This is a genomic window from Parabacteroides vesiculifaciens (assembly GCF_049860805.1).
Taxonomy (GTDB): domain Bacteria; phylum Bacteroidota; class Bacteroidia; order Bacteroidales; family Tannerellaceae; genus Parabacteroides.
On sequence record NZ_CP187555.1, the window covers coordinates 1,147,685 to 1,169,540 of the forward strand.

Below are 21,856 nucleotides of genomic sequence, written 5' to 3' on the forward strand. Positions count from 1 at the left end.
TTTTTCTTTCATTTTAATGTTGATTGACGCAGTTTTGCTAAACTTTTCGGGGGATGGAAGTGTTCACCTTTTAAAGCGAAAGAATAATTTGGCTTTCTGAAGAAGTGGTGAGGAAAAATATTATATCAAATAAGTGAGGTGCTATGACTAAGAATGATGTTGTTTCAGAGGCTGGTCAGATCTGGTCTTTGTTATCAGAAAGAAAAATTTTGTCAGTGAAGAGGATTGGGGAAATGACTCACTATCATGAGTCTTTAGTCTGTTTGGCTTTAGGATGGTTAGTAAAGGAAAATAAAGTCCGCCTGTTTGAAAAAAGCGGCGTACTGCATGCAGAGCTGAATATTTCGATTCCTGAAATGTATTATTAGACAGGTAAAAAAAATCCCAGGGCAAGTCTGAATCTTCTCCGGGATTTAAAAACAAAAATACCCTCCGGCTATCTTGATTTAGCCGAAGGGTATTTTGTTTTGAGCCGTTATTGCCGTTCCGGGCGACTGGCCCGAATGTTTAACCGGTTACAGGGGTAACTTCAGGCGGGCTGTATGGCGTTTGAAAGTTTCATGCAGTGAAACTTGGAGTTTCATTAGAAAGAAACTTTAGTTTCGTGCCTTGAAACTTTTGTTTCGACCACAGACACTTTTGTTTCATTGGGTGGAACTTGAAGTTTCACTGCATGGAATGTCTTTTCCTGATTTAGCTAGACACTTTTTTTGTTTATAAACGTAATCAATAGACAGATCTTAGAAAGTAGTACTGATAGAGTAGTCACATCTTAAATCTTCATACTGATAATATAGACAAATATCCTCTGCCTTTAGCCGTATTAAGTAGTCACATGCTGGATTTGCAGAGCCCGTGCTTGCTTGTTCGGCAAGACAAATTGCCCCTCGCATGGGGCAGTTTGTCTTCGTCAGATGCGCTGGCATGTGCCCTCGCCCGGACTTGTTGTTCGGCTTTGCAAAGATATTGTATCCATCTGTTTTTCTCTACTTTTTATCGAAGCTTTTTTCTTTTGCCAGATCTTTATCTGTACTCCCTCTTCCTTATGCACTACGCCGGGAGTTTTATAACCGACACTCATGTGCGGTCGGCGGTAGTTGTAGAAGTGGATGTAGCGCCCAATCACACTTGTGGCATGTTCGAGGCTATCGAATACCCCTTGTTTATAGAGGCGTTCCACTTTGATTATCCCATTGACACGTTCCGCCACGGCATTATCCGTGGGCTTGTAATCCTCTGTCATGCTGATGGCAATGCCATAGTGTTGAAGCCGCTCCACGTAGGCATCGCAACAATACTGTACTCCACGGTCTGAATGGTGTATCAGACCTTCCAGATTCTCACTTCCTGTCATCTCCACGGCCTGGTCTATGGCCTGCTGCAATGCTTCAAGCGTAGCGGATGCACGTAGAGTGTTTGCTAGGCGCCATCCCACTATTTTATGAGAATAAGCATCCGTAACCAGATGCAGGTAACAGACATCTCCACCGGCAAGCGGTATATATGTAATATCGCTAACCCACAGTTGATTGGGCGAAGTTGGAACAAAGCCTTTTATCAAGTTTTTCCACTTATGGTAGCGGTGGTTGGAATTGGTTGTGCTCCTGCCTTTGCGGGGAGGAAGCATCAGACGGTGCCGGCGAAGCAGCGTATAGAAGCTGTCGCGACCGGGCATGAACTTCTCTCCGAAGAGGGCGATGAGCATGATCCACAGCTTGTAACCACCAATACCGGGATCCTCACTACGTATCTCACGTACGGTATCCAGCATGAGACGCTCATTCTTTACCTGGACCTCAATGTCTGCCTTGGACTGGTAATAGGCTTGACGACAATGGCCAAACAGACGGCAGGCGGGTGCAACTTTTATTTTGCCCTGCCCGACCAGTTCCGTTACTATTTGGCCCCAGATTTTTTTCTGATGGGAATGTTAAAATACTCTTCTGCACGCGTAATCATTAAATCACGGGCTTCGGTTTCCAACTGCGAGAAGGCAAGCGCCTTCTCTAACTCCTTAACGCGCTTCTTGAGTTGCGCATTTTCATCCTGGTAATCTTCTTTGCTTCGATTGCTCATATCCGTAGGGGCTTGACAAGGAGCTAAAGATACCTCTTTTACCTCTGATTCATACTTCGCCAACCATTTATTTAACAAAGTTATACCACTAATACCATGTTGTTTGCAAAAACGAGTTTTGCTCATACCTGATAGATAATAAGATTGAAGAAGATGCAATTTCTCTTCTTCGCTGTAATGCTGATGTTTTTCCCGCATAGTTATTACACATTTTATTGTTTTTGAATGTGTCTACCTATATCAGTATAAGACAGAACTCGGAGTTTCACTGTTGAAACTTTTCCGGTGTACTGCAACCGCCTACTTGCGGTATTTGCAGCAACCCGGCAGCTGGTCGTAGACGGTTTGATCCGCTTTATAAGTATCGGTGTCGTGCCCTGCTTTGGCAATTGTTTTGCTGATGGCGTCGACAGAAGTTTTGGACGGATCATATTGCAGGTGTATCATCTGTTTCTCCTTGTCCCAATGGGCCGATAAAACACCGTTTACGCTCTTGGCCGCCGTTTCGATGCGCTGTTTGCACATATCGCAGGAACCTTTGACGCCGAACATGGCATGCTCGCCTGCCGTTTCCGCTTGTGTAGCGGAGGTTCCGTGCGCAGCATGCCCTTCATGGCCGTCCATCGTATGTCCTGCATGGCCGCTCATCGGTTGCGCTTCGCCGTCGTTGTTCATCATCGACTGTTTCCCTTCGAGCTGGGCGCTGGCGTCTATCGAGAATACGCCGTTGGTTACAATCTCTTCTCCCTCGGACAATCCTTTCAAGATGACGTAGGCGTTGCCGAGTGACGGCCCCAACTCGACTTCGCGCATCAGGAAAGTAGGCGTGGAGGTATCCGATTGCTTGACATAGACGATAGAACGCTTTCCGGTCCAGAGGACGGCGGTTTGCGGCACGACGATCCGGTCCTTATAGCCTTGAAGGGGGGCACTGACTTCGGCGGTCGCATACATTTCAGGTTTTAGCTCCATCTGGCTGTTGGGGACTTCCACCCGGACACGTGCCGTACGGGTGGACGGGTTGATGATCGGATCGATAAAAGCGATTCGCCCGGTATAGGTCTTGCCGGGAAGGGCCTGAAGGGTGAAATGGACCTGGTCGCCTTTGTTCAAGAAAGGCAGATCCACTTCGAAAGCGTCGAACATAGCCCATACTTTTGACAGGTTCGCGATGTCGAACAACACGGCCCCCGAAGCAACATAATCGCCTTGGTTTACCCGCTTGGTCATCACGATCCCGCTTACGTTCGCTTTGATCTCGACGAGCGGGGAAACGGTTCCCGACTGTTCGATCGCTTCTATCTGGGCATCCGTCATCTTCCAAAGGCGGAGTTTCTCGCGGGCTGCCCGGATAAGAGCGGGCTGCTGCATCTTGATGGCTTCCAAATGTTCCTGTTGGGCGGTGAACAGTTCGGGGGAATAGAGAACGGCAAGTGTCTGCCCGGTATGTACGCTTTCACCGGTAAAGTTGATATTCAGTTGTTCGATACGTCCGCCGACGTGCGCTGTTTGGGATTGAAGGCTTTGTTCGTTCGGGGCGATCTTGCCATACAGGCGGACGGCTTTGACCGGATTTTCTTTGCTTATCCGCGAAGTCTGCACGTCCGCCAGGGCGGCTGCCTCTTCGGATAGCTGGATTGTGTTGGGGTCGGAGTTTTCTCCGCCACCGCCACTTTTACGGACCGGGATCAGGTCCATTGCGCAGATCGGGCATTTGCCGGGTTTATCCTGGCGTATCTGGGGGTGCATGGAGCAGGTCCAGACACCCGTCTCGTCTTGTACGAGGTCGTGACTGTGCCCTTCGTGCGTCTCATGTCCTTCATGGGTAGCCGGGGTGGCGTCTTTAGATGGGCTGAACAACAGCCAGCCTGCCCATAAGCCTGCGAGGGCTATTACTATATATTGAACCGGTTTGTTTCTTATGATTTCATTTATCTTTTTCATCTTGTTATTCATTTACGGAGGTTGATACTAATTTTTCCAGTCCGGCGACCAGCGTGTTGTATTCGGCAACCGCTTCGCTCTTTTTAAGGCTGTAATCCAACAATTGGCGTTCCAATTGGATGATGTCCGTGAGGGAGGTCGTCCCGGCTGAAAATTCGCGGAGCATCAACTGCCAGGTCGACCGGGACAAGTCCTGCTGCTTGGCGTACAGGTCTATTTTGCGCGAAGCATCTGCCATTTGTTGTTTTAATGCGATATATTCGGCGTGAAGCTGGTTAAGCGTATCTTCGTATTTCAACTCGCTTGCCTGCCGGTAATGCCTGCTTTCTCGTTGCTGGGCGTTATATTTCCGGCGGAAAATCGGAATGCTGATCTTGATCATCGGCATGACCATATCCATCCCGTTCATGTTGCTCATCCCGGACATCCGGGCCATCTCCTCGGAGTTCTTTGCCATAATGGAATATTGCAGGCCGATGCCGAACATGGGGAGGCTCATCTTCTTGTCCATTTCAGCTTTGGCCTTGTACGCGTTCGCTTCCGCTTCGAGCATGGAGAGCATCGGGTTGGAGAGGATGATGCTGTCCAGAACCGCATTGTCTTCTACGGAAAACAGTTTTTGTGCCAGCGAGTCGGACGTTTGTACCGGCAGATCCTGGTCTCGGTTCAGCAGGCTGTTGAACCGGGCTTCGGCTGCTTTCCTGTTCGACAGGAGGGCTTCGAGGTTGTTTTCCAGTTCGGCCATTTCGATCTGGATACGAAGGACATCGGACATGCTGCCGGATGAGCCGCTACCCATCGGGCCGCCTCCCATGCCGGACATTGCCTTGCTATCACCCGGCGACGCAGGTGCAGGGGAGGGAGCCATATTCCCCATACTTCCCATACCGTTGTTTACCGTTGCTTGGGGAAGAGGGGAGATGACCGGTGAGGTGGCTGCTGACGATACCGGAACACCCGGTGAAGAGGATGCGGTATAGCGGTTCAGTGCCAACTGTTCCAACTGCTTTAACAGTGCGAGGTTGGCTGCCGTGTTTTTATACTGCTCATTCAGGTTGTTCAATTGGTACCACTGACTTTTGACCTCGTAGAACAGGTTGTTGCGGCTTTCGCGGAATTGTTCGTAGGCCATGCGTGCCATTTCGGTCGCCTCGCTGCGGGCTGCTTTGCGTGTCCCGAACCAGGGGAACATCTGCATCAAGGTGAAGTCGGCTACCTGTTTGCCGGATAGCTGCTCCATCGGTTTGAAAAAGAATCCTATTTCGAGTTCGGGATCGGAGAAAGCTCCCGCCTGCGGTATCTTTTCCAGGGATGCTTTGTAAAGGGCAAAGCTGGAATTTACCGACGGGTTATTGCGGGCGGCCGTTTCCAGGTAATAGGAAAGGCTGTCTGCTGTCTGTGCTCGCGATGGCAGGAACATCAGGATTGCCGGTAACAGCAGGGCTGTCCGGATGAAGGTCATATTGCGGATGGATTTATACTGTTTCGTTTTCATCTTGTTGACTGTTTAATTTCTTTTGCTCTTTCTTAATCACACTTTCCCGCCACCAGCACTGGAATACTGGGACGACAAACATGGTCATCGACTGAATCAGCATACCGCCGAATGTCGGGATCGCCATTGGGACCATGATATCGGCTCCCTTTCCGGTCGAGGTGAGGACGGGGAGCAGGGCGATCAGGGTGGTCGCGGTCGTCATGGCTGCGGGGCGTACCCGCTTGAGGCCTGCTGTCACTACGGCTTCGCGTATGTCGTGTTTGGTCTGCGGGTTCTTTTCCTGGAAGACATGATGGATGTAGGTCCCCATCAGAACGCCGTCGTCTGTCGCCACTCCGAAGAGGGCGATGAAGCCGACCCATACGGCCACACTCAGGTTGATGGTGTGCATCTGGAACAAATCCCGCATATTGACTCCAGCTAAGGAAAAGTTCATGAACCAGTCCTGACCGTACAGCCAGAGCAGGATGAAACCGCCGGCGAAAGCCACGAACACGCCGGAGAAATGAATCAACGATGCGGTAATGGTCTTGAACTGGAAGTACAGGACCAGGAGGACGATCAGGAGGGCAAGGGGAACGACAATTATCAGCCGGGCGGTAGCGCGTTCCTGTTGTTCGTAGTTTCCGGCAAACTTGTAGGAAACGCCTTTTGCCAGCTTCAACTCTCCGTTCCGTATCTTTTCTTCGATCACTTTTGTCGCTTCTTTTACAACGTCCACTTCAGCCTTCCCTTGTTTTTTGTCGAAGATCACGTAGCCGACCAGAAAGGTGTTTTCGCTCTGGATCATCTGGGCTCCTCGCGCATATTCGATATCGGCGAGTTCTTTCAGCGGGATCTGTGCGCCGGTAGCCGTAGAGACCAAAAGCATAGACAGCGCTTCCGGATTGTCACGCAGTTCGCGTGCATAGCGGAGGCGTACGGGGAAACGTTCGCGACCTTCGACCGTCTTCGTCAGGATCATGCCGCCGACGGCAGCACTTAGGATTTCCTGCAAATCCTCGACATTCACTCCGTAGCGGGCCATGTTATCCCGGTTCAGTTTGATCTCCAGGTAGGGAGCGCCTACAGCACGGTCATAGAAGACGGACGAGGGAATGACGGATGGAACGTCCTTGAGCGCCTGCTCGATCGCCTTTCCGCTTTGCTCGATCGTTTCGAGATCCGGCCCGTATATTTTCAATCCCATCGGAGCGCGCATACCGGTCGAGAGCATGACCAGGCGTGCTTCTATCGGTTGCAGCTTCGGGGCGGATGTGAGTCCGGGCAGGTGGGTGACGTTGACGATTTGTTGCCAGATATCGTCCGTGTTCTTGATCTCGGGACGCCATTGCCGGAAATAGTCTCCCTTCCGGTCCGGTATCAGGCTATCCGCTGGTATCAGCCGGAAACCGGCTGCGGGATTGTATGTGCCTCCGTTTCTCAGGAGGTATTCACCTTTCCGGTTCACCTTGAAACGTTCCCGCTTGCCATCTTCGTTCAGGATATATTCGGGACGGTAGTTGATAGTGTTCTCGAACATTTGGGCGGGTGCCGGGTCGAGGGCCGAGTTTACCCGGCCCCATTTGCCGATTGCTGTTTCCACTTCAGGAATGGCTGCCAGGCGTTTGTCCAAAGCTTCGATGTAATTTAGGTTCTGTTCGATTCCCGTATGGGGCATACTGGTCGGCATCAGTAGGAATGAACCTTCGTTGAGGCTGGGCATAAACTCTTGCCCGATCCGCTTCCAGATCAGGATGCCGCAAAGGATAGTCGCGGCAGGCAGTAACATAAACTTCCACCTGTTTTCCAGGCACCAGCGGAGGATGCGTTCGTAGTAGATCACCAGCAGCCAGAGGAGCGAAAGGATAACGGCGATACATCCCGCGACAAAAAGGAGGTTGATGAAAATCCCTTTTTGCGGTCCCATCGGCAGCCATTCTTCCGACAGAAAGTAAGTGGCGACGGCAAGTGCGATGCCGATGTTGATATAGTTGCCGGTCTCCGGCTTTTTCCAACGGTGGGCAAACAGATTGTTCAGTCCGACAGCGGTAAGTCCGAGTGCCGGAATGCTACCGTACAGAACAGATAGAAGGAGGCCTGCGGCTACCAATATGTAGTTGAGTGTTTTCCGTATCGGCTTTGAATCGATCCGGACCGAGAACAGTATATAGGATAAGGTCGGCAGCAGGATCAATCCCAATACGAAGGCGGAGGCCAAAGCATAGGTTTTCGTATAGGCGAGGGGAGAGAACATCTTCCCTTCCTGCGCCTCCATCGCAAAGACGGGGAGGAAACTGACAATTGTCGTGATCATTGCCGTCGCGATAGCCCCCGACACTTCACTGACCGCCTTATAAATAAGGTTCACCATTGCTTTCCCCTTGCGGATGCCTTTGTTTTCCGGCATCTCCATATAGCGGATGATGCTTTCGACAAACACCACTCCGACGTCCACCATCACCCCGATTGCAATGGCGATACCCGAAAGCGCTACGATGTTGGCGGCTATTCCCGTGTACCGCATGATAATAAAGGTAGCCAAGACGGCTATAGGCAGCATACTGGCTATCACAACAGAGGCCCGGAGGTTGAGAACTAAGACGATGATGACGATGATACAGATCAGGATTTCGTGCGACAACGATGTCTCGAGCGTACCGATCGTCTCTTTGATCAGGCCTGTCCGGTCGTAAAACGGCACTACGGTCACTTTGGAGACGGTTCCGTCCTGCAGGGTTTTCTGGGGCAGTCCCGGTGCCATCTCCTTGATTTTCCCTTTTACATTATTAATGACTTCCAAAGGATTGGAACCGTACCGGGCGATGACGACACCTCCGACAGTTTCCACGCCCTCTTTATCCAGGCCGCCGCGCCGTGTACCCGGACCGATATTCACAAACGCGATATCCGAGATTCGTACCGGCACACCGTCGCGAACGGTCACGACGGCTTTTTCCAGATCGGATACATCTTTGATATAGCCCAGGCCGCGGATCAGGTATTCGACCTTGTTGATCTCCATTGTTTCGGCGCCAATATCGAGGTTGCTTTTCTTGATGGCGCTCATAATGTCCATGACTGAAACATTGAAGGCACGCATAGCTTCCGGGTTCAACTCGACCTGGTACTCTTTCACGAAACCTCCGGCGGATGCCACTTCCGACACGCCTTCGGCAGCCGAAAGGCTGTATTTGACATAGTAATCTTGTATGGTCCGCAGTTCTTCCGCGTCCCATCCGCCTGTCGGCTTTCCGGTTGCCGGATCGCGCCCTTCCAGTGTGTACCAGTAGATTTGTCCTAATGCGGTGGCGTCCGGTCCCAATGCAGGCTGTACACCTTCGGGCAAGGTGCCGGGAGGAAGTGAATTGAGTTTTTCGAGAATCCGCGAACGGCTCCAGTAGAATTCAATGTTATCATCAAAAATGATATAGATAAAGGACATGCCGAACATGGAGGAGCTACGGATCGACTTGACTCCGGGAATCCCTAACAGGGACGTCGTCAGCGGATAAGTGATCTGGTCTTGTATGTCTTTGGGCGAACGTCCCATCCATTCGGTGGCAACGATCTGTTGGTTGTCGCCGATATCGGGAATAGCATCTACCGGGATCGGATTACGGGGGATGATCCCGCCATGCCAGTTAAACGGGGAAGTCGAGATACCCCATACGACTACCAGCACTAAGATCAGTATTGTTATAACCCTGTTCTCAAGGAAATAACGGATTATTTTATTTAGCATAAGAAGTATTTATTTATTGATAATAGATCGTCCGGCTATTGAATACAATACGCCGCGTTCCTTCTGTACACACAGAGGGAACATATTTTTTTCTTTTTTTGTTGTCTGGAATGAAGACAAAAGAATGACCAGCCCTTTCATATGGAAATAAAGGGTAAAAGGACCTGAAAAGATCTACTATTAGCTAAATAAGAAAGGTACAATGGTGAATGAGCCGGTCTGTTCCGCTCCATTCAGGTGGGGTGTCGGTATATACGGGGATGTTGTCTCCCTGTTCTGTCTCAGATAAGTTATATAGATCCCGTAAATCGAACAAAAGGGCGATTGCCACCGGTACATATTTAATGATCTGCAATTGGTCGACATTCTGGTCGTCCGATATCTTTATAAACTGTGTTTCGGTTGAGCAACAGGATTTGTGGGCATGCTTGGCTCCGCAAGTATTGCAGGTTTCGTTTTGCCACATATCCACTTCGACCAGCTTGCCCATGCAGCGGTGAAGTGTCAGTGTTATACCGGAAGACAATCCGATATACAACAATGCAAATATGACAATTAAAAACCTTTTCATTTATATTTGCAAATATAGGAAGTGTTCGGCAGATTGAAAAGCGAAAAAAACGATAAACATGTTCAAAATACTTATACCGGAGGATAGCTGCCGGCTACGGGCGAAAAGTTGAGGAGGTCACAAATTCCCGGTTATTGGGTGAATTGTTAGCTATTTAATTCTTAGCCTGATAGCTGTTTGCGTACGATTTAATTTATTATGTTAAAGAGCGGAATACTAACATTTTCTTTAAATAAAATGGAAAGTTTAGCTATTGTGCTATAATTACTTTTCGTATCTTCACCGAAAAATAAATATTGGTTCTACGTTTTTTTAATTATTAAGTTGCTGGAAATATGGTAATAGCTTATTTAAGAGTAGGAACTTCAAACAAAGAGCTTCTGGAAGAACAGAAAGATGAGATTAAACGCTTTGCTTCGGATCATAATATAAAGGTCGATAAGTGGATCACAGATGTCACTGTCGGCAAAGGGAAAGAAGAGGAACGTAATCTTGATATGGTGTTGGATCGTATGCAAAAAGGCGATAGCCTGATCTTGTCGGATATATCCCGTTTGGGACGTACTTTGTCGGAAGTCATGGACATTATGGGCCGCTGCATGGAAAAAGGCGTCCAGATCTATAGTATAAAGGACAGGTACATTCTGGACAAGGCATTGGACCTTCCGGTTATGGGAAACGTGTTCAAGTTGGTAACGGAGATCGAACACAGTTTGATGTCTACCCGTACCAAAGAGGCCCTGAGTCATAAAAAGAGTACGGGAGGCCCGTTAGGTCGTCCGAAAGGATCGGCTGCTAAACAGTCTTTCTTAGATGCGCATAAGGAAGAGGTGATCAGTATGCTTGAACGTGGAGATACCGTTTTTGAGATTTGTAAACGTTTTAATGTTTCCCGGAATACCTATTATATGTTCAAGCGGAATTACGGGCTCTAAAACCAGTCTTTTTTTCGCATGTATAGCCAGGTTGAGATTGCTGTGAGCAGCATGAGTGACCAGGCTATGCCATACCCGTATCGCCAGTCCAATTCAGGCATCATCTTGAAATTCATTCCCCATATACCAGCGAGGAATGTCAGTGGAATGAAGATCGTGGATACGATTGTCAGGCGTTTCATGATCGCATTCATGCGTAGGTCGTTATTGGATATATAGAGGTCGACCAGAGAGGATATGATTTCCCGGCAGCTCTCTATGGTCTGGATGACGAACTGTAACTGGTCGGATAAGTCGTTATAGATGGGGAGGATGTCGGTGCTTATAATCCCGTTCTCGGTGCGCAGCAGTTTGGCAAATTGCTCTTTCAGCGGTTGGCTGTTCTTGCGGATAACCATATATTCTTTCCTGCGTTGCTGGATAAGCAGCCCCATATTGCCCTGGTCATTTTTGATATCGAGCAGGGTTTCTTCTATATCTTCAAGCATTTCCTCCACTTTGGAGGCCGATTCCACTAAATTGGCAATAATCGTATTCAAGAGGAATGCCAGTAGCATCCCGCTACTTTTCCGGCGGATATTCAGCATATTGGATTCGAGGGCTTTGTAGGCATTTTCGAATACTGGATTATTACTTTCCGTAAAGCTGATGACCACGTCTCCTGTGATCAGGATGCTGATGTGTTCGGAGTTGATCTCCATATTAGCGTCATAGTAGGAAGAATTGAGTACGATAAGCATATGCTTGTCGTATTCTTCTATCTTGACTACGTGCTGGGGAGTTAGAATGTCTTTGGCATCCAGGTTGTGCATCCCGAATTCGTTGACTATACGTGTGATCGCCTCCGAGTCTGTCAGACCGCTAACCCGGAACCAGTTGATGCTGTTCTCGTCGACCAATTTATTGAATGCTGTTTCATTGGTCTTGATCTCTCGTGTATGCAGGCTATCGGCATTGTATTGGGTGAGGCTGATCCGCGTAACAGTTTCGTGCTCTCCGGCATAGAAATATCGGTCGGCAAGATGCCGGTTCGAAATATGCTTGTGTTTGCGTGAATGTACATATTCTCTTCGCCTCATACCTGTTTGTTTTTATTCGAGTTCCACTACTGTAATGCCGGCACCTCCGAACTGGACATGTTCGTCGTGATACTGGCGGACGCCCGGAACGGTGTGCAGGTAATCGCGTATCAACTGTCGAAGTATGCCTGTCCCGGTCCCGTGCAGGATGCGGATGCGGCCGGCGCCTACCTGTATGGCGTCGTCCACGAAATAGGTGACGGTCTGTAAGGCTTCGTCCCCTCTCATACCTCTAACATCTATCTCCTGCTTGAAGTTCAATTTCTTTTCATGCATATCGTCTGTTGTCTGGACGCTGACAAAAGTGCTTTTCTGGATCTCTTTCTTGATCTGGCCTTTGCTGACCTTCTCCAATTGTTCCAGTTTAACCGTACTCTTGATCATGCCGAATGCCACGACTGCCTGTTTCCCCTGAACTTCCATAACGGTTCCGGCAGAGACTTGCCCTTTGAGGCGGACATTGTCACCTGCTTTTATGACATCGCGGTTGAAGACCTGTTTGGAGGCCGGTGCGTTTTGCTTCTGCTTTTTACGTTCTTTGCGTTCCTGCAGTTTTGCCATTTTACGGGCGATCTTATCGTCCTCCTCTTCGGCTGCTATCACGGATGCTTTGAATTCTTCCAGGGCTTTACGGGCCAACTTGGTCTGTTCTTTCTCCGCCTGAGCCTCCTTGATCTCACGGATTGTGTTTTCGATCTTTGCATTGGCTTCCGAAAGAATACGCTGTGCTTCTTCCTTAGCGTTACGCATGATCTCTTTCCGTTGCTTGTTCACAGTTTCCAGGTCCTGCTCGTAGCGGGCGGTAATATCTTCCAGCTTTTTTTCCTGTTGGCGGATATTCTGCCGCTTGCTTTCCCAATAGCGTTTGTCACGAACGATATCCTGGAGGTATTTATCCATATCGATATAGTCGGAACCCACTTTGACAGATGCATCGGCAATGACATCTTCCGGCAGACCGATCTTGCGAGCAATCTCGACGGCAAAGGAACTTCCCGGATTGCCGATCGACAGCTTGAAGAGCGGTTGCATCAGGTGACGGTCATAGAGCATGGCACCATTGACGATCCCTTCCGTATCTTCGGCGAAATGCTTCAGGTTCTGGTAGTGGGTCGTGATAACGCCGTAACTGTGGTTTCGGTTGAAACGGTCCAACAGGGCTTCGGCAATCGCACCGCCGATCTGGGGCTCCGTACCGCTACCAAACTCATCGATCAGGATTAAAGTCTTGTTGTTGCAGTTCTTGACGAAGAACTTCATGTTCGTCAGGTGTGAACTGTAGGTACTCAGGTCGTTTTCGATGCTTTGTTCGTCTCCGATGTCGATAAACAGGTTTTCGAACAATCCTGTTTTCGAGCTTTCATATACCGGGATCAATAGTCCGCATTGCAACATATATTGCAGCAAACCGACCGTTTTCAGGCAAACGGATTTCCCACCCGCATTCGGCCCGGAGATAATCAGCAGGCGCTTTTTCTCTTCCAGGAGAATATCCAGCGGGACGATCTGCTTGTTTTGTTTTTGCAACGAGAGGAAGAGCAGGGGATGTGCGGCGCGTATCCAGTCGATCTGCTGTTTGTCTTCGACAACCGGCTTGATGCCGTTCACCTGTTCGGCAAACAGCGCTTTGGCACGGATGAAATCGATCTCGGCCAGGAACTCGTAGGATTGCAGGATGTCGGGCACTAACGGGCGGACAAAATTTGTAAATTCCGTCAGGATTTTCATAATTTCCCTGCGTTCGTCACCTTCCAACTCCCTGATACGGTTGTTAGCCTCCACGACAACTTCCGGCTCGATGAAAACGGTTTTGCCACTGGCCGATTCATCGTGTACAATCCCTTTGATCTTCCGTTTGAAAGCCGGAGCGACCGGGATCATCAGGCGTCCATCGCGCATGGTGGGAGTAATATCTTTATCCACTACGCCTTCCGATTGGGCGGCGCGTAATATCGACTGCAAGCTGCGGGAGATGCCGCTCATCGTTGCTGTGATCTCTTTCCGTATCTGTGCCAGTACAGGGGAGGCATTGTCTTTTACCCGTCCGAATTTATCGAGGATCGCATCGATCTTGCCGATCAGTTGCGGGAATACCTGGATATCGCCGGCAAGGGCTGTCAATGCCGGGTATTTGATTTCTTCTCCCTCTTCCAGGGAAGGGCGGAAAAAACGGATAATATCGTTGATCGTCTGGAGCGAACGTTTCAAGTCGAATAGCTCTTTTTCATCCAGCCAGGTTCCTTCGGGGCGTATCCGCTTCAACGAATAACGCACATCGAAAAAGTAACTGGCGGGAAACTCGTCTTCCCCATGCAGGATGCGGACAAACTCGTCGGTCTGTTCCAGACGTTGGGTTACGGTTTGATAATCAGCAGAGAATTTCATCTCGGCTACCCGCTCTTCCCCGAGCGGGCTTAAACATTTTTCTGAAATTAAATGGCGGACTTTATCGAAGCCCGTTTTCTGTTCGAAATTTTGTGGGTATATCACGTTCTTGTAAATGCTTTATTTTACCTCGACTGTCACAGACCGGCGAATGGTCGGACGGACGATGATTTCCATTTTGTTTTTACCTCTTTTGATATCGAACGTACAGGCATTATTGCCGGACGGGTTGATATACGGGGCGTAATAATATAAATATGAATAGGCTGCTTTGTTGCCGGACTTCTGGATTGCATCGGCTACCTGCGGGTATTTGAATGTATCCCAGAACATACAACGTTTGAAACCGTTGGCATCCGTAAACTGGGTTTTCGGATCGCGGTATTTCATCGTGTTGGTAATAAATCCTTTATAAGCAGCGGAGAACTCTTCTGTCGTGTTGTCCATTTTCTTGTCGTTGATTTTCTCTACAATATCCCGGGGGCGTAAACCGGCTGCATAGGCAGGGGAGTTTTTATCAACTTCGGCAACCTGCTCCATACGGTCGATATCGTAGCTCAATCCCGTATAGTTGTAGGTTTTCTGATTGACTTTAAACGGCACGTTACGCTGGTACTTGACATACGGATATTGCATGCACATCAACGGGGCATGGATACGGGCATATTCATCCAGACGATATGAGTCTTCCAACAGTTCGTTTGCTTCGCATTCCCACAGGATGCGGCCCGGTACGTCACGCTGATCGATCAGGCGGAAACCGAACTGGAGCAGATATTCCGCTTCGGCCTCTGCAGACATCGAATTCAGGAACGGAAATGCTTCCATTTTGCTGTGATTGAAGTTGTAACGATAGATCGGCTCTTTTTCAACCAAAATTTTGTTCGCTCCTTTATAATTCGGATTCTTATCGAAGAAATAGAAGGTCTGTACGATGATATCGGGACGATCCGTGTCGACAGTCATTCCTTTTTTGGTCAACTCCTTTTCGATGCTTTCGTTGATAGCCGTTTCCAGTTTGCTGTTATTCTCGTCTATAGCAGAGAAAGCGAAAGTTTTGAACTTGCCGAAGTCTACGGGATCGGCAGTCACGGTAGTCTTGAACGGACAGACAAACTCCCGCTCGCTGGTCGTTTCGAGGCTATACATCGAAAAAGCCGTAGCCAACTGTTCTTCGGTAATCGCATTCCCTTTTTTACACTCTTTTTTGACAAGCACCTGTTTAGCCGGGTTCGCCAGATTGCCGATTGTCAGCAACACTTCGTTTTTACCGGCGGGATTCAGCATTTCACCGATCTCTTCAGGCGAAATATCTGTTGTTTGTATGCCATCGATCGCTATGATGATATCGCTGGTTTTCACACCCGCAAGCTCTGCTGGCGAATAAGGAATGACACTGGTGATAACTGGTTTGCCTTTTCCCCAATGGTCGCTTTGACTAATATCGTATGTGATTCCTAATCGGCAGATATTCCGGTTTTGAGCAAAACCGGTAAGAAATGCAAATAGCAGTAAGACTGACAAAATCGCTCTCTTCATAATTAATTTCTTATTGTTTTATTAATCTTATATTTGTACTATGATAATAAATCATCTATTACTACACAAAGGTAAAGATATTTTCGTTCTGTAAGAACAGTTGGCAGTATATTTGATGTTATATTGGTGATTGATATCGACAAGAATAGTGCCGACAGACAGTTCGCAGGATTGATATTGATATGATATCTTATTGACAATTAGATAGTAATAAAAATATATAATTGATTATGAACAAGATGAATTTTAATAGTAAGAAGGAAACAACTGACAAAAAAGAACGCCAGGGTGCTGATGAAGCGACAAAATTGCAGAATGAACAGGTAAATGCGGCAGAAGAAAATGCTGCATCTGACAATGTGACGGACGAAGGTTCGGAGCAGAAAGAACTGGAAGATCTTAAAAAGAAGTACAACGAGCTGAACGATTCCCATCTGCGCCTGATGGCCGAGTTCGACAACTACCGCAAACGTACATTACGTGAAAAGTCCGAACTGATCAAGAACGGTGGCGAAAGTGCTTTGACTCACTTGCTTCCTGTCGTTGACGACTTCGAACGCGCTTTGCAGAATATCCGTTCGGCTGAAGATATAAAGGCTGTTACGGAGGGTGTGGAACTTATCTATTCGAAATTCATGTCTTACCTGTCCCATCAGAATGTAAAACCGATCGAAACTGTCGGCGAACCGTTTGATGCTGAAACATCTGAAGCCGTCGCTATGATTCCTGCACCCGAACCCGATATGAAAGGCAAGGTACTGGACTGTGTACAGACCGGTTATACTTTGAACGATAAGGTGATTCGCCACGCTAAGGTAGTGGTAGGCGAATAATACGACAGGATAATGAGCAAATAACAACAGACAGATACGAAGATGGCTAAAAGAGATTATTACGAAGTGCTGGGCGTCGAGAAGACTGCCTCAGTAGAAGAAATAAAGAAAGCTTACCGTAAAAAGGCGATTCAGTTCCACCCTGACAAGAATCCGGGTGACAAGCAGGCTGAAGAAAACTTTAAGGAGGCTGCTGAAGCGTACGACGTGCTGAGCGATCCTCAGAAACGCCAGCGTTATGATCAGTTCGGTCATGCCGGAGTGGGAGGTGCTTCACAGGGCGGTGGCTTTGGTGGAGGAATGTCTATGGACGATATCTTCTCTCAGTTTGGAGACATCTTTGGCGGGCATTTCGGTGGCTTTGGCGGGTTCAGTGGTTTTGGCGGCGGTTCGCGTGGCGGTCGCCGGGTAAATCGTGGTTCGGATTTGCGTGTGAAAGTAAAGTTGAACCTGAAAGAGATCGCTACCGGGGTCGAGAAGAAGATCAAGGTTAAGAAATATGTGACTTGTTCCAAGTGTAACGGCAGCGGGGCGGAGGACGATCACAGTTCGAAGACTTGTGAGACCTGCCACGGCAGCGGTGTAGTCACCCGTATAGCCAACACGATCCTGGGACAGATGCAGACACAGACAACCTGTCCGACCTGTGGGGGCGAAGGAAAGATTATCACCAAGAAATGTAGCGAGTGTAACGGTGAAGGAATCGTGCGTGACGACGAGGTGATCACAATCAATATTCCGGCCGGTGTGGCGGAAGGCATGCAGCTTTCCATGAGTGGAAAGGGGAATGCGGCCCGGCATGGCGGTATTAACGGCGATCTGCTGATTCTGGTCGAGGAAGAGCCGCATCCGGAACTGATACGTGACGAGAACGACATTCTGTATAACCTGTTGCTGAGCGTGCCTCAGGCAGCCTTGGGCGGCACGGTTGAAGTTCCGACCATCGACGGTAAGGCAAAAGTCAAGATCGAGCCGGGGACCCAGCCGGGTAAAGTACTTCGTTTGCGAAATAAGGGACTTCCGTCTATCAATAGCTATGGAACGGGAGACTTGCTTGTAAACGTAAGCGTATACATTCCCGAAACATTGTCCGCTTCAGAGAAGGATATCCTGAACGGTCTGGAAAACTCTCCTAATTTCCAACCGAAGAAATCTGTTAAGGAGAAGATTTTCGATAAGTTCAGACATATGTTCGATTAGAATTTTGCCGGAACTTGCACATAAAAGAGCAGTGTGTCGAATAAAAAGAACCTACTTTAATCCGTCGGTTGAAACCGACGGCAAGTGAGATTTGGTTAAAACCTGCGGTAAGTGGGATTCGACACACGGCTTCTTTTTATATTGCCGGCTATTTGGATTTGTTTCCGGCGGTAAGAAGAAAAAGCTTTGTTTTAAAACACCGGTGTTTTGAAAAGAATTCTTGTTGCAATCGTTTAAACCTGCTTTCCCATTTGATAGGCTTCTTCTATGGCCGGATTTCCTTCGATATCCCCTTTGTGCCAAACGCCTAATCCGAACACAGTCCCTTTTATGACAGGATCTTCCAGGCAATCCAGGAATCCTTGGAAAGTATCTATCGTACGGAGCATTTTTTTACGGTCGCCTTCGGCAGCCGTTACGATAAAATAAAATTCCTTGCCATTCATCTCCGTATATCTTCCGCAACAACGGTCTATCATTGTTTTCATTTGAGCGCTCATTGTGTAGAAATAAACAGGAGTTGCCATAACGATTACATCAGCATTTACCATTTTTTCGATGATCTCTGCCGCATCGTCTTTTTGCGGGCATGGTTTCAGGTATAAGCTGCATGTGCTGCATCCCGTACAGTAATGAATCGTTTTGTCTTTTAGAAAAATTTTTTCCACTTCATGATTGCTTTCTATCGCACCACGCATAAATTCGTCACAAAGTGTGTCCGAGTTGCCGCCACGCCGGGGACTGGATGATAAAATCAGTACTTTTTTTGCCATAATTTTATATTAGTTTAAATCGCTATTAAAAATGTTCCGGAGGAACGGATACAAAGTTACTGTGTCCTCTTGATCCGGATTGTATATAAATTACGGGAATGATTACCTTTATTACAGGATAAGTGGAATAAGGAAAGGGCAATTAATTATCGAACGGGCGTATAGTCTATCTCTGACTCTTCGTCCGTCGCTTCGAGTTTGAATATGACCGGACGTAACCCGTCATTGCAGCTACAGATGGCTACTCCCGGTTTTCTGATCCAGTCTCCATGATAGAACAGCTCTTTTCCGGCTCCATGCGACAACGCAAAAGCATATTGGTAGATCGCTTTCCAAGCCTCGTCGCAAAAACCTTCAGGTTTGGCATAATCGGCATAGAAAACCTGTCCCTCTTTCAGCATAGGGCAGGCAGCCAGCCCTTCAGCACCGTATTCACGGGCCAACTGTTCGTCTAAAGTAGTCTTTAATACTGTAATCTTGACTTTTTTCATCTGATATGTTTTATTAAATGGTTTGACAATGAAGATCTGGTTTAAAACAGGAAACCAAGTGAAAAAGTCATTATGTTTGTCCGCTTTTCAATACTGAGAGCCCCTTTCTGGTTGGCTTCATCCTTGCCTATCTCACGGAAGTCGGAAGCGACTTCATTCAAGCCGAATTCATAGCTGAAGTCAAGAAACAGACGCCAGATGCTGACTCCCAGCCCGGCAGCGATACTGATCCCGAACGGCGTGTTATCGTCTTCAAACTCACGGGGGCTGTCTGTCATATCCGTGTTATAGCGTGTTTTGTAGTTATATTTGATATTGGGACCGAACATCATGCTTAACGCATAGGGTCCCTCTTTTACCAGATAATAACCGACCATCACTGGCATTTCCAGAGTGGCGGACTTATAGGTAATCCGGTTCCTGCTGACAGGAGACTGGGCGATAGTTCCATCAGGCAGGTTGCTTTCTTCCAGAGGTATATTGAAACGTATATCGCCTTCCGTATATTGCCATGCCAGACTGGGTTGGATATAGAAACGGTCGATGTTGACCCGTGCGAACGCAGCGGCCTGATAACCTACCTTATATTGCAGGCGTATGTCTTCCATCTCCTGATTGTCTATCGTCAGAGATTTGACAATCGGGAATGCCGCATTAACTCCGACTTTTCCTCCCCAGTTGAATGTCTTGTCTTCGATCTTGATAAACTTCTGGGCGTCGGCAGGGAAACAAAATGGAAGTATCAGTAATATAAGGTAAATTTTCTTCATGACTATTTTTTCTTTCTGACCGACCAGCCGAACTTGCCGGCAAAGTCGCCCAATCCATAATACTTGCCATGCGAATAAGCTATCAGGTCGGCACGCTGCATATCGAAGGCTCCCGTTTCCGGGTCCAGGTATTTGTCATCTGCTTGCACGTTCACCACATCGGCAATAAACATATCATGGCTACCCAGCGCCATCACTTCTTTCACCCGGCATTCGATACAGAGCGGGCACTCTTCTATGATCGGGGCGTTAACGACCGAGGCTTTCCCCGGCGTCAGCTTCATCTCCTCGAACTTGGCATGGTCTTTCCCTGAATTGACACCGCACCAGTCGGTTGCATACGCCAGTCGGCGGGTGGTCAGGTTAATCACAAATTCCATGTTCTTTTTCAGGATCGGATAGGAGTGGCGTTCCGGCCGGACGGATATATAACACATCGGCGGGTTGGTACAGATCGTACCCACCCACGCGACAGTTATAATATTGTATTCTGAAGGCTCAGAGCCGCAACTAACCATTACCGCTGGCAACGGATAGATCATCGTGCCGGGCTTCCAGTCATGCTTCATATCGGATTATTTAACGATAATATCTTCTTTATTGATCTTGCGTTCACAATAATGACACCTGATCGTACCTCTCTCTTTGTCGATTACATCGAAACGGGTCGGCATCGGTTCATTATTGGTGATGCATTTCGGATTGTTACATTTTACGAGGCTTACCAGTTCGTCCGGTAAGGTGACGGTCTTTTTTTCTACCACTTCGTAATCGCGGATAATGTTCAGGATCACGTTCGGGGCAATCAGGGCGATCCGGTTGATCTCCTCGTCACCGAAGAACTTGTCGGCGATCTTGATCACGCCTTTGCAACCCATTTTATTGCTGTGGAAGTTGTTACCGATCGTAATCGTATTGTCCATGTTCTCCAGTCCCAGTAATTTAGCTACTTTAAACAATTGGCTGGGGGGGATATGGTCGATGGCTGTACCGTTTTCTAAAGCGGCAACCTGCAATTCTTTTTTCTTTTCTGCTGACATAACTTTTGATAATTGAAAATTGGTAATTGAAAATTGGTTCTTAATCTTCAACGGAAATACCCAAGACTTCACAAATGATGGCCTGGCGTGCGAACAGTCCGTTGCGCGCCTGTTGGATATAGTAAGCTTTCGGATTATCGTCCACATCGTATGCGATTTCGTTCACGCGAGGTAGCGGATGCAGGATGCGCAGGTTCTCGCGGCTGTTTTTCAGCATATCATTCTTGAGGATATACACATTCTTCACACGTTCGTACTCTTCCAGGTCGGTGAAACGTTCGCGTTGTACGCGTGTCATGTAGAGAATATCCGTCTGGTTGATGATGTCTTCCGTAAATTCCGTATATTCGTTGTATTTGATGCCATGCTTGTCGCAGAAGTTCTTTTGTTCGTCCGGCATGCGGAGTTCGTTCGGAGCGATGAAGTTGAATGTCGGGTTGAAATGGGACATACCCACGATCAGTGAGTGCACGGTACGTCCGTATTTCAGGTCGCCCACCATCGTAATGGTCAGGTCGGTCAGCTTGCCTTGCGTCTTTTGAATGGAATATAAGTCCAGCATAGTTTGTGAAGGATGCTGGTTAGCCCCGTCTCCGGCATTGATGATCGGAATGTTTGTTACTTCCGAGGCGTAACGGGCAGCTCCTTCCAGGTGATGGCGCATAATGATAAGATCGACATAGTTGCTTACCATCAGGATGGTATCTTTCAGTGTTTCGCCTTTGGAGGAACTGGTCGTGGAAGCATCGGAGAAACCGACTATACGTCCGCCCAACCGGTTCACGGCTGTCTCGAAACTCAAGCGGGTGCGAGTGGAGGGCTCGAAGAACAAGGTGGCTGCAACTTTGCCTTCCAGCACCTTACGGTTCGGATTTGCTTCAAACTTCCTGGCGTTATCCAGAATACGAAGAATGTCCTCTTTGGAGCATTGGTCGATAGAAACTAAACTTTTACTTTTCATTGTTGTGTATATTCTGTCTTATGCCTACAAAAGTATA

19 protein-coding genes are annotated in these 21,856 nt (G+C 48.1%); 4 read left to right on the forward strand and 15 right to left on the reverse strand.

What is annotated here, in order from left to right:
- Positions 1 to 143 precede the first annotated feature (143 nt).
- On the forward strand, positions 144 to 368 hold the full coding sequence (locus tag ACPYIV_RS04495) for a winged helix-turn-helix domain-containing protein (RefSeq protein WP_008148574.1): 225 nt from the start codon (positions 144 to 146) through the stop codon (positions 366 to 368).
- 542 nt (positions 369 to 910) lie between these two features.
- On the opposite strand, the gene ACPYIV_RS04500 is transcribed toward ACPYIV_RS04495, so the two are convergent.
- The 6 genes from ACPYIV_RS04500 to ACPYIV_RS04525 all read right to left on the reverse strand — a co-directional run bounded on the left by ACPYIV_RS04500 (position 911) and on the right by ACPYIV_RS04525 (position 9,813).
- On the reverse strand, positions 911 to 1,912 hold the full coding sequence (locus ACPYIV_RS04500) for an IS3 family transposase (RefSeq protein WP_425886495.1): 1,002 nt from the start codon (positions 1,910 to 1,912) through the stop codon (positions 911 to 913).
- Positions 1,897 to 2,274, reverse strand: a complete 378-nt coding sequence (locus ACPYIV_RS04505) for a transposase (RefSeq protein ID WP_425883291.1) — start codon at positions 2,272 to 2,274, stop codon at positions 1,897 to 1,899. The genes ACPYIV_RS04500 and ACPYIV_RS04505 overlap by 16 nt, the downstream gene beginning before the upstream one ends.
- A 102-nt stretch (positions 2,275 to 2,376) precedes the next feature.
- Positions 2,377 to 4,020 (reverse strand): efflux RND transporter periplasmic adaptor subunit, encoded by a 1,644-nt coding sequence (locus tag ACPYIV_RS04510; protein WP_425885765.1) that lies wholly within the window; start codon positions 4,018 to 4,020, stop codon positions 2,377 to 2,379.
- A gap of 4 nt (positions 4,021 to 4,024) precedes the next feature.
- Complete coding sequence (locus tag ACPYIV_RS04515) at positions 4,025 to 5,440, reverse strand: TolC family protein (protein WP_370648548.1); 1,416 nt, start codon at positions 5,438 to 5,440, stop codon at positions 4,025 to 4,027.
- A 55-nt stretch (positions 5,441 to 5,495) separates the two neighbouring features.
- Complete coding sequence (locus tag ACPYIV_RS04520; RefSeq protein WP_303024387.1) at positions 5,496 to 9,242, reverse strand: efflux RND transporter permease subunit; 3,747 nt, start codon at positions 9,240 to 9,242, stop codon at positions 5,496 to 5,498.
- 184 nt (positions 9,243 to 9,426) lie between these two features.
- Positions 9,427 to 9,813, reverse strand: coding sequence for an HYC_CC_PP family protein (locus ACPYIV_RS04525; RefSeq protein WP_425885767.1), 387 nt, complete (start codon positions 9,811 to 9,813; stop codon positions 9,427 to 9,429).
- Between the two features lie 335 nt (positions 9,814 to 10,148).
- On the opposite strand from ACPYIV_RS04525, the gene ACPYIV_RS04530 reads away from it, so the two are divergent.
- Positions 10,149 to 10,748 (forward strand): recombinase family protein, encoded by a 600-nt coding sequence (locus tag ACPYIV_RS04530; RefSeq protein ID WP_293731660.1) that lies wholly within the window; start codon positions 10,149 to 10,151, stop codon positions 10,746 to 10,748.
- On the opposite strand, the gene corA is transcribed toward ACPYIV_RS04530, so the two are convergent.
- Genes corA through ACPYIV_RS04545 form a run of 3 tightly spaced genes read right to left on the reverse strand, consistent with a single transcriptional unit; the run spans position 10,745 to position 15,751 of the window.
- The gene (corA, locus tag ACPYIV_RS04535; protein WP_425885770.1) at positions 10,745 to 11,827 is read right to left on the reverse strand and encodes a magnesium/cobalt transporter CorA; all 1,083 of its coding nucleotides are present in this window, start codon (positions 11,825 to 11,827) and stop codon (positions 10,745 to 10,747) included. The genes ACPYIV_RS04530 and corA overlap by 4 nt on opposite strands.
- A gap of 12 nt (positions 11,828 to 11,839) precedes the next feature.
- Positions 11,840 to 14,317, reverse strand: coding sequence for an endonuclease MutS2 (locus tag ACPYIV_RS04540; protein ID WP_425885772.1), 2,478 nt, complete (start codon positions 14,315 to 14,317; stop codon positions 11,840 to 11,842).
- A 15-nt stretch (positions 14,318 to 14,332) separates the two neighbouring features.
- Positions 14,333 to 15,751: a PDZ domain-containing protein gene (locus ACPYIV_RS04545; RefSeq protein WP_425885774.1), complete on the reverse strand. Its 1,419-nt coding sequence runs from the start codon at positions 15,749 to 15,751 to the stop codon at positions 14,333 to 14,335.
- A 230-nt stretch (positions 15,752 to 15,981) separates the two neighbouring features.
- On the opposite strand from ACPYIV_RS04545, the gene ACPYIV_RS04550 reads away from it, so the two are divergent.
- Together ACPYIV_RS04550 and dnaJ are read left to right on the forward strand one after the other, a co-directional pair.
- A complete protein-coding gene (locus tag ACPYIV_RS04550; RefSeq protein ID WP_293731664.1) occupies positions 15,982 to 16,584 on the forward strand; it encodes a nucleotide exchange factor GrpE in 603 nt (200 codons plus the stop codon).
- 42 nt (positions 16,585 to 16,626) lie between these two features.
- The gene (gene dnaJ, locus ACPYIV_RS04555; protein ID WP_293731665.1) at positions 16,627 to 17,784 is read left to right on the forward strand and encodes a molecular chaperone DnaJ; all 1,158 of its coding nucleotides are present in this window, start codon (positions 16,627 to 16,629) and stop codon (positions 17,782 to 17,784) included.
- A 233-nt stretch (positions 17,785 to 18,017) separates the two neighbouring features.
- Here dnaJ and ACPYIV_RS04560 read toward each other — a convergent pair whose 3' ends face one another.
- The 6 genes from ACPYIV_RS04560 to pyrB all read right to left on the reverse strand — a co-directional run bounded on the left by ACPYIV_RS04560 (position 18,018) and on the right by pyrB (position 21,819).
- Positions 18,018 to 18,557, reverse strand: coding sequence for a flavodoxin family protein (locus ACPYIV_RS04560; protein WP_425885777.1), 540 nt, complete (start codon positions 18,555 to 18,557; stop codon positions 18,018 to 18,020).
- A 146-nt stretch (positions 18,558 to 18,703) separates the two neighbouring features.
- A complete protein-coding gene (locus ACPYIV_RS04565) occupies positions 18,704 to 19,048 on the reverse strand; it encodes a TIGR04076 family protein (protein WP_425885779.1) in 345 nt (114 codons plus the stop codon).
- Between the two features lie 41 nt (positions 19,049 to 19,089).
- Entirely contained in the window at positions 19,090 to 19,818 is a 729-nt protein-coding gene (locus tag ACPYIV_RS04570) for a porin family protein (protein WP_293739356.1), read from the reverse strand.
- A gap of 2 nt (positions 19,819 to 19,820) precedes the next feature.
- Positions 19,821 to 20,387, reverse strand: a complete 567-nt coding sequence (locus tag ACPYIV_RS04575; RefSeq protein ID WP_293731669.1) for a flavin reductase family protein — start codon at positions 20,385 to 20,387, stop codon at positions 19,821 to 19,823.
- Between the two features lie 6 nt (positions 20,388 to 20,393).
- Positions 20,394 to 20,858 (reverse strand): aspartate carbamoyltransferase regulatory subunit, encoded by a 465-nt coding sequence (gene pyrI / locus ACPYIV_RS04580; RefSeq protein WP_425885782.1) that lies wholly within the window; start codon positions 20,856 to 20,858, stop codon positions 20,394 to 20,396.
- Between the two features lie 40 nt (positions 20,859 to 20,898).
- Entirely contained in the window at positions 20,899 to 21,819 is a 921-nt protein-coding gene (pyrB, locus tag ACPYIV_RS04585; RefSeq protein ID WP_293731671.1) for an aspartate carbamoyltransferase, read from the reverse strand.
- Positions 21,820 to 21,856: the final 37 nt, after the last annotated feature.

Excerpts from the sequence above, each read along its gene's own strand:
- ACPYIV_RS04575 (WP_293731669.1), bottom strand. The coding sequence starts at position 20,387 with ATGAAGCATGACTGGAAGCCCGGCACGATGATCTATCCGTTGCCAGCG.
- ACPYIV_RS04515 (WP_370648548.1), bottom strand. The coding sequence starts at position 5,440 with ATGTTCCTGCCATCGCGAGCACAGACAGCAGACAGCCTTTCCTATTAC.
- ACPYIV_RS04495 (WP_008148574.1), top strand. The coding sequence starts at position 144 with ATGACTAAGAATGATGTTGTTTCAGAGGCTGGTCAGATCTGGTCTTTG.
- ACPYIV_RS04510 (WP_425885765.1), bottom strand. The coding sequence starts at position 4,020 with ATGAAAAAGATAAATGAAATCATAAGAAACAAACCGGTTCAATATATA.
- ACPYIV_RS04570 (WP_293739356.1), bottom strand. The coding sequence starts at position 19,818 with ATGAAGAAAATTTACCTTATATTACTGATACTTCCATTTTGTTTCCCT.
- pyrB (WP_293731671.1), bottom strand. The coding sequence starts at position 21,819 with ATGAAAAGTAAAAGTTTAGTTTCTATCGACCAATGCTCCAAAGAGGAC.
- ACPYIV_RS04550 (WP_293731664.1), top strand. The coding sequence starts at position 15,982 with ATGAACAAGATGAATTTTAATAGTAAGAAGGAAACAACTGACAAAAAA.
- ACPYIV_RS04565 (WP_425885779.1), bottom strand. The coding sequence starts at position 19,048 with ATGAAAAAAGTCAAGATTACAGTATTAAAGACTACTTTAGACGAACAG.
- corA (WP_425885770.1), bottom strand. The coding sequence starts at position 11,827 with ATGAGGCGAAGAGAATATGTACATTCACGCAAACACAAGCATATTTCG.
- ACPYIV_RS04505 (WP_425883291.1), bottom strand. The coding sequence starts at position 2,274 with ATGCGGGAAAAACATCAGCATTACAGCGAAGAAGAGAAATTGCATCTT.
- dnaJ (WP_293731665.1), top strand. The coding sequence starts at position 16,627 with ATGGCTAAAAGAGATTATTACGAAGTGCTGGGCGTCGAGAAGACTGCC.
- pyrI (WP_425885782.1), bottom strand. The coding sequence starts at position 20,858 with ATGTCAGCAGAAAAGAAAAAAGAATTGCAGGTTGCCGCTTTAGAAAAC.
- ACPYIV_RS04560 (WP_425885777.1), bottom strand. The coding sequence starts at position 18,557 with ATGGCAAAAAAAGTACTGATTTTATCATCCAGTCCCCGGCGTGGCGGC.
- ACPYIV_RS04520 (WP_303024387.1), bottom strand. The coding sequence starts at position 9,242 with ATGCTAAATAAAATAATCCGTTATTTCCTTGAGAACAGGGTTATAACA.
- ACPYIV_RS04545 (WP_425885774.1), bottom strand. The coding sequence starts at position 15,751 with ATGAAGAGAGCGATTTTGTCAGTCTTACTGCTATTTGCATTTCTTACC.
- ACPYIV_RS04530 (WP_293731660.1), top strand. The coding sequence starts at position 10,149 with ATGGTAATAGCTTATTTAAGAGTAGGAACTTCAAACAAAGAGCTTCTG.
- ACPYIV_RS04525 (WP_425885767.1), bottom strand. The coding sequence starts at position 9,813 with ATGAAAAGGTTTTTAATTGTCATATTTGCATTGTTGTATATCGGATTG.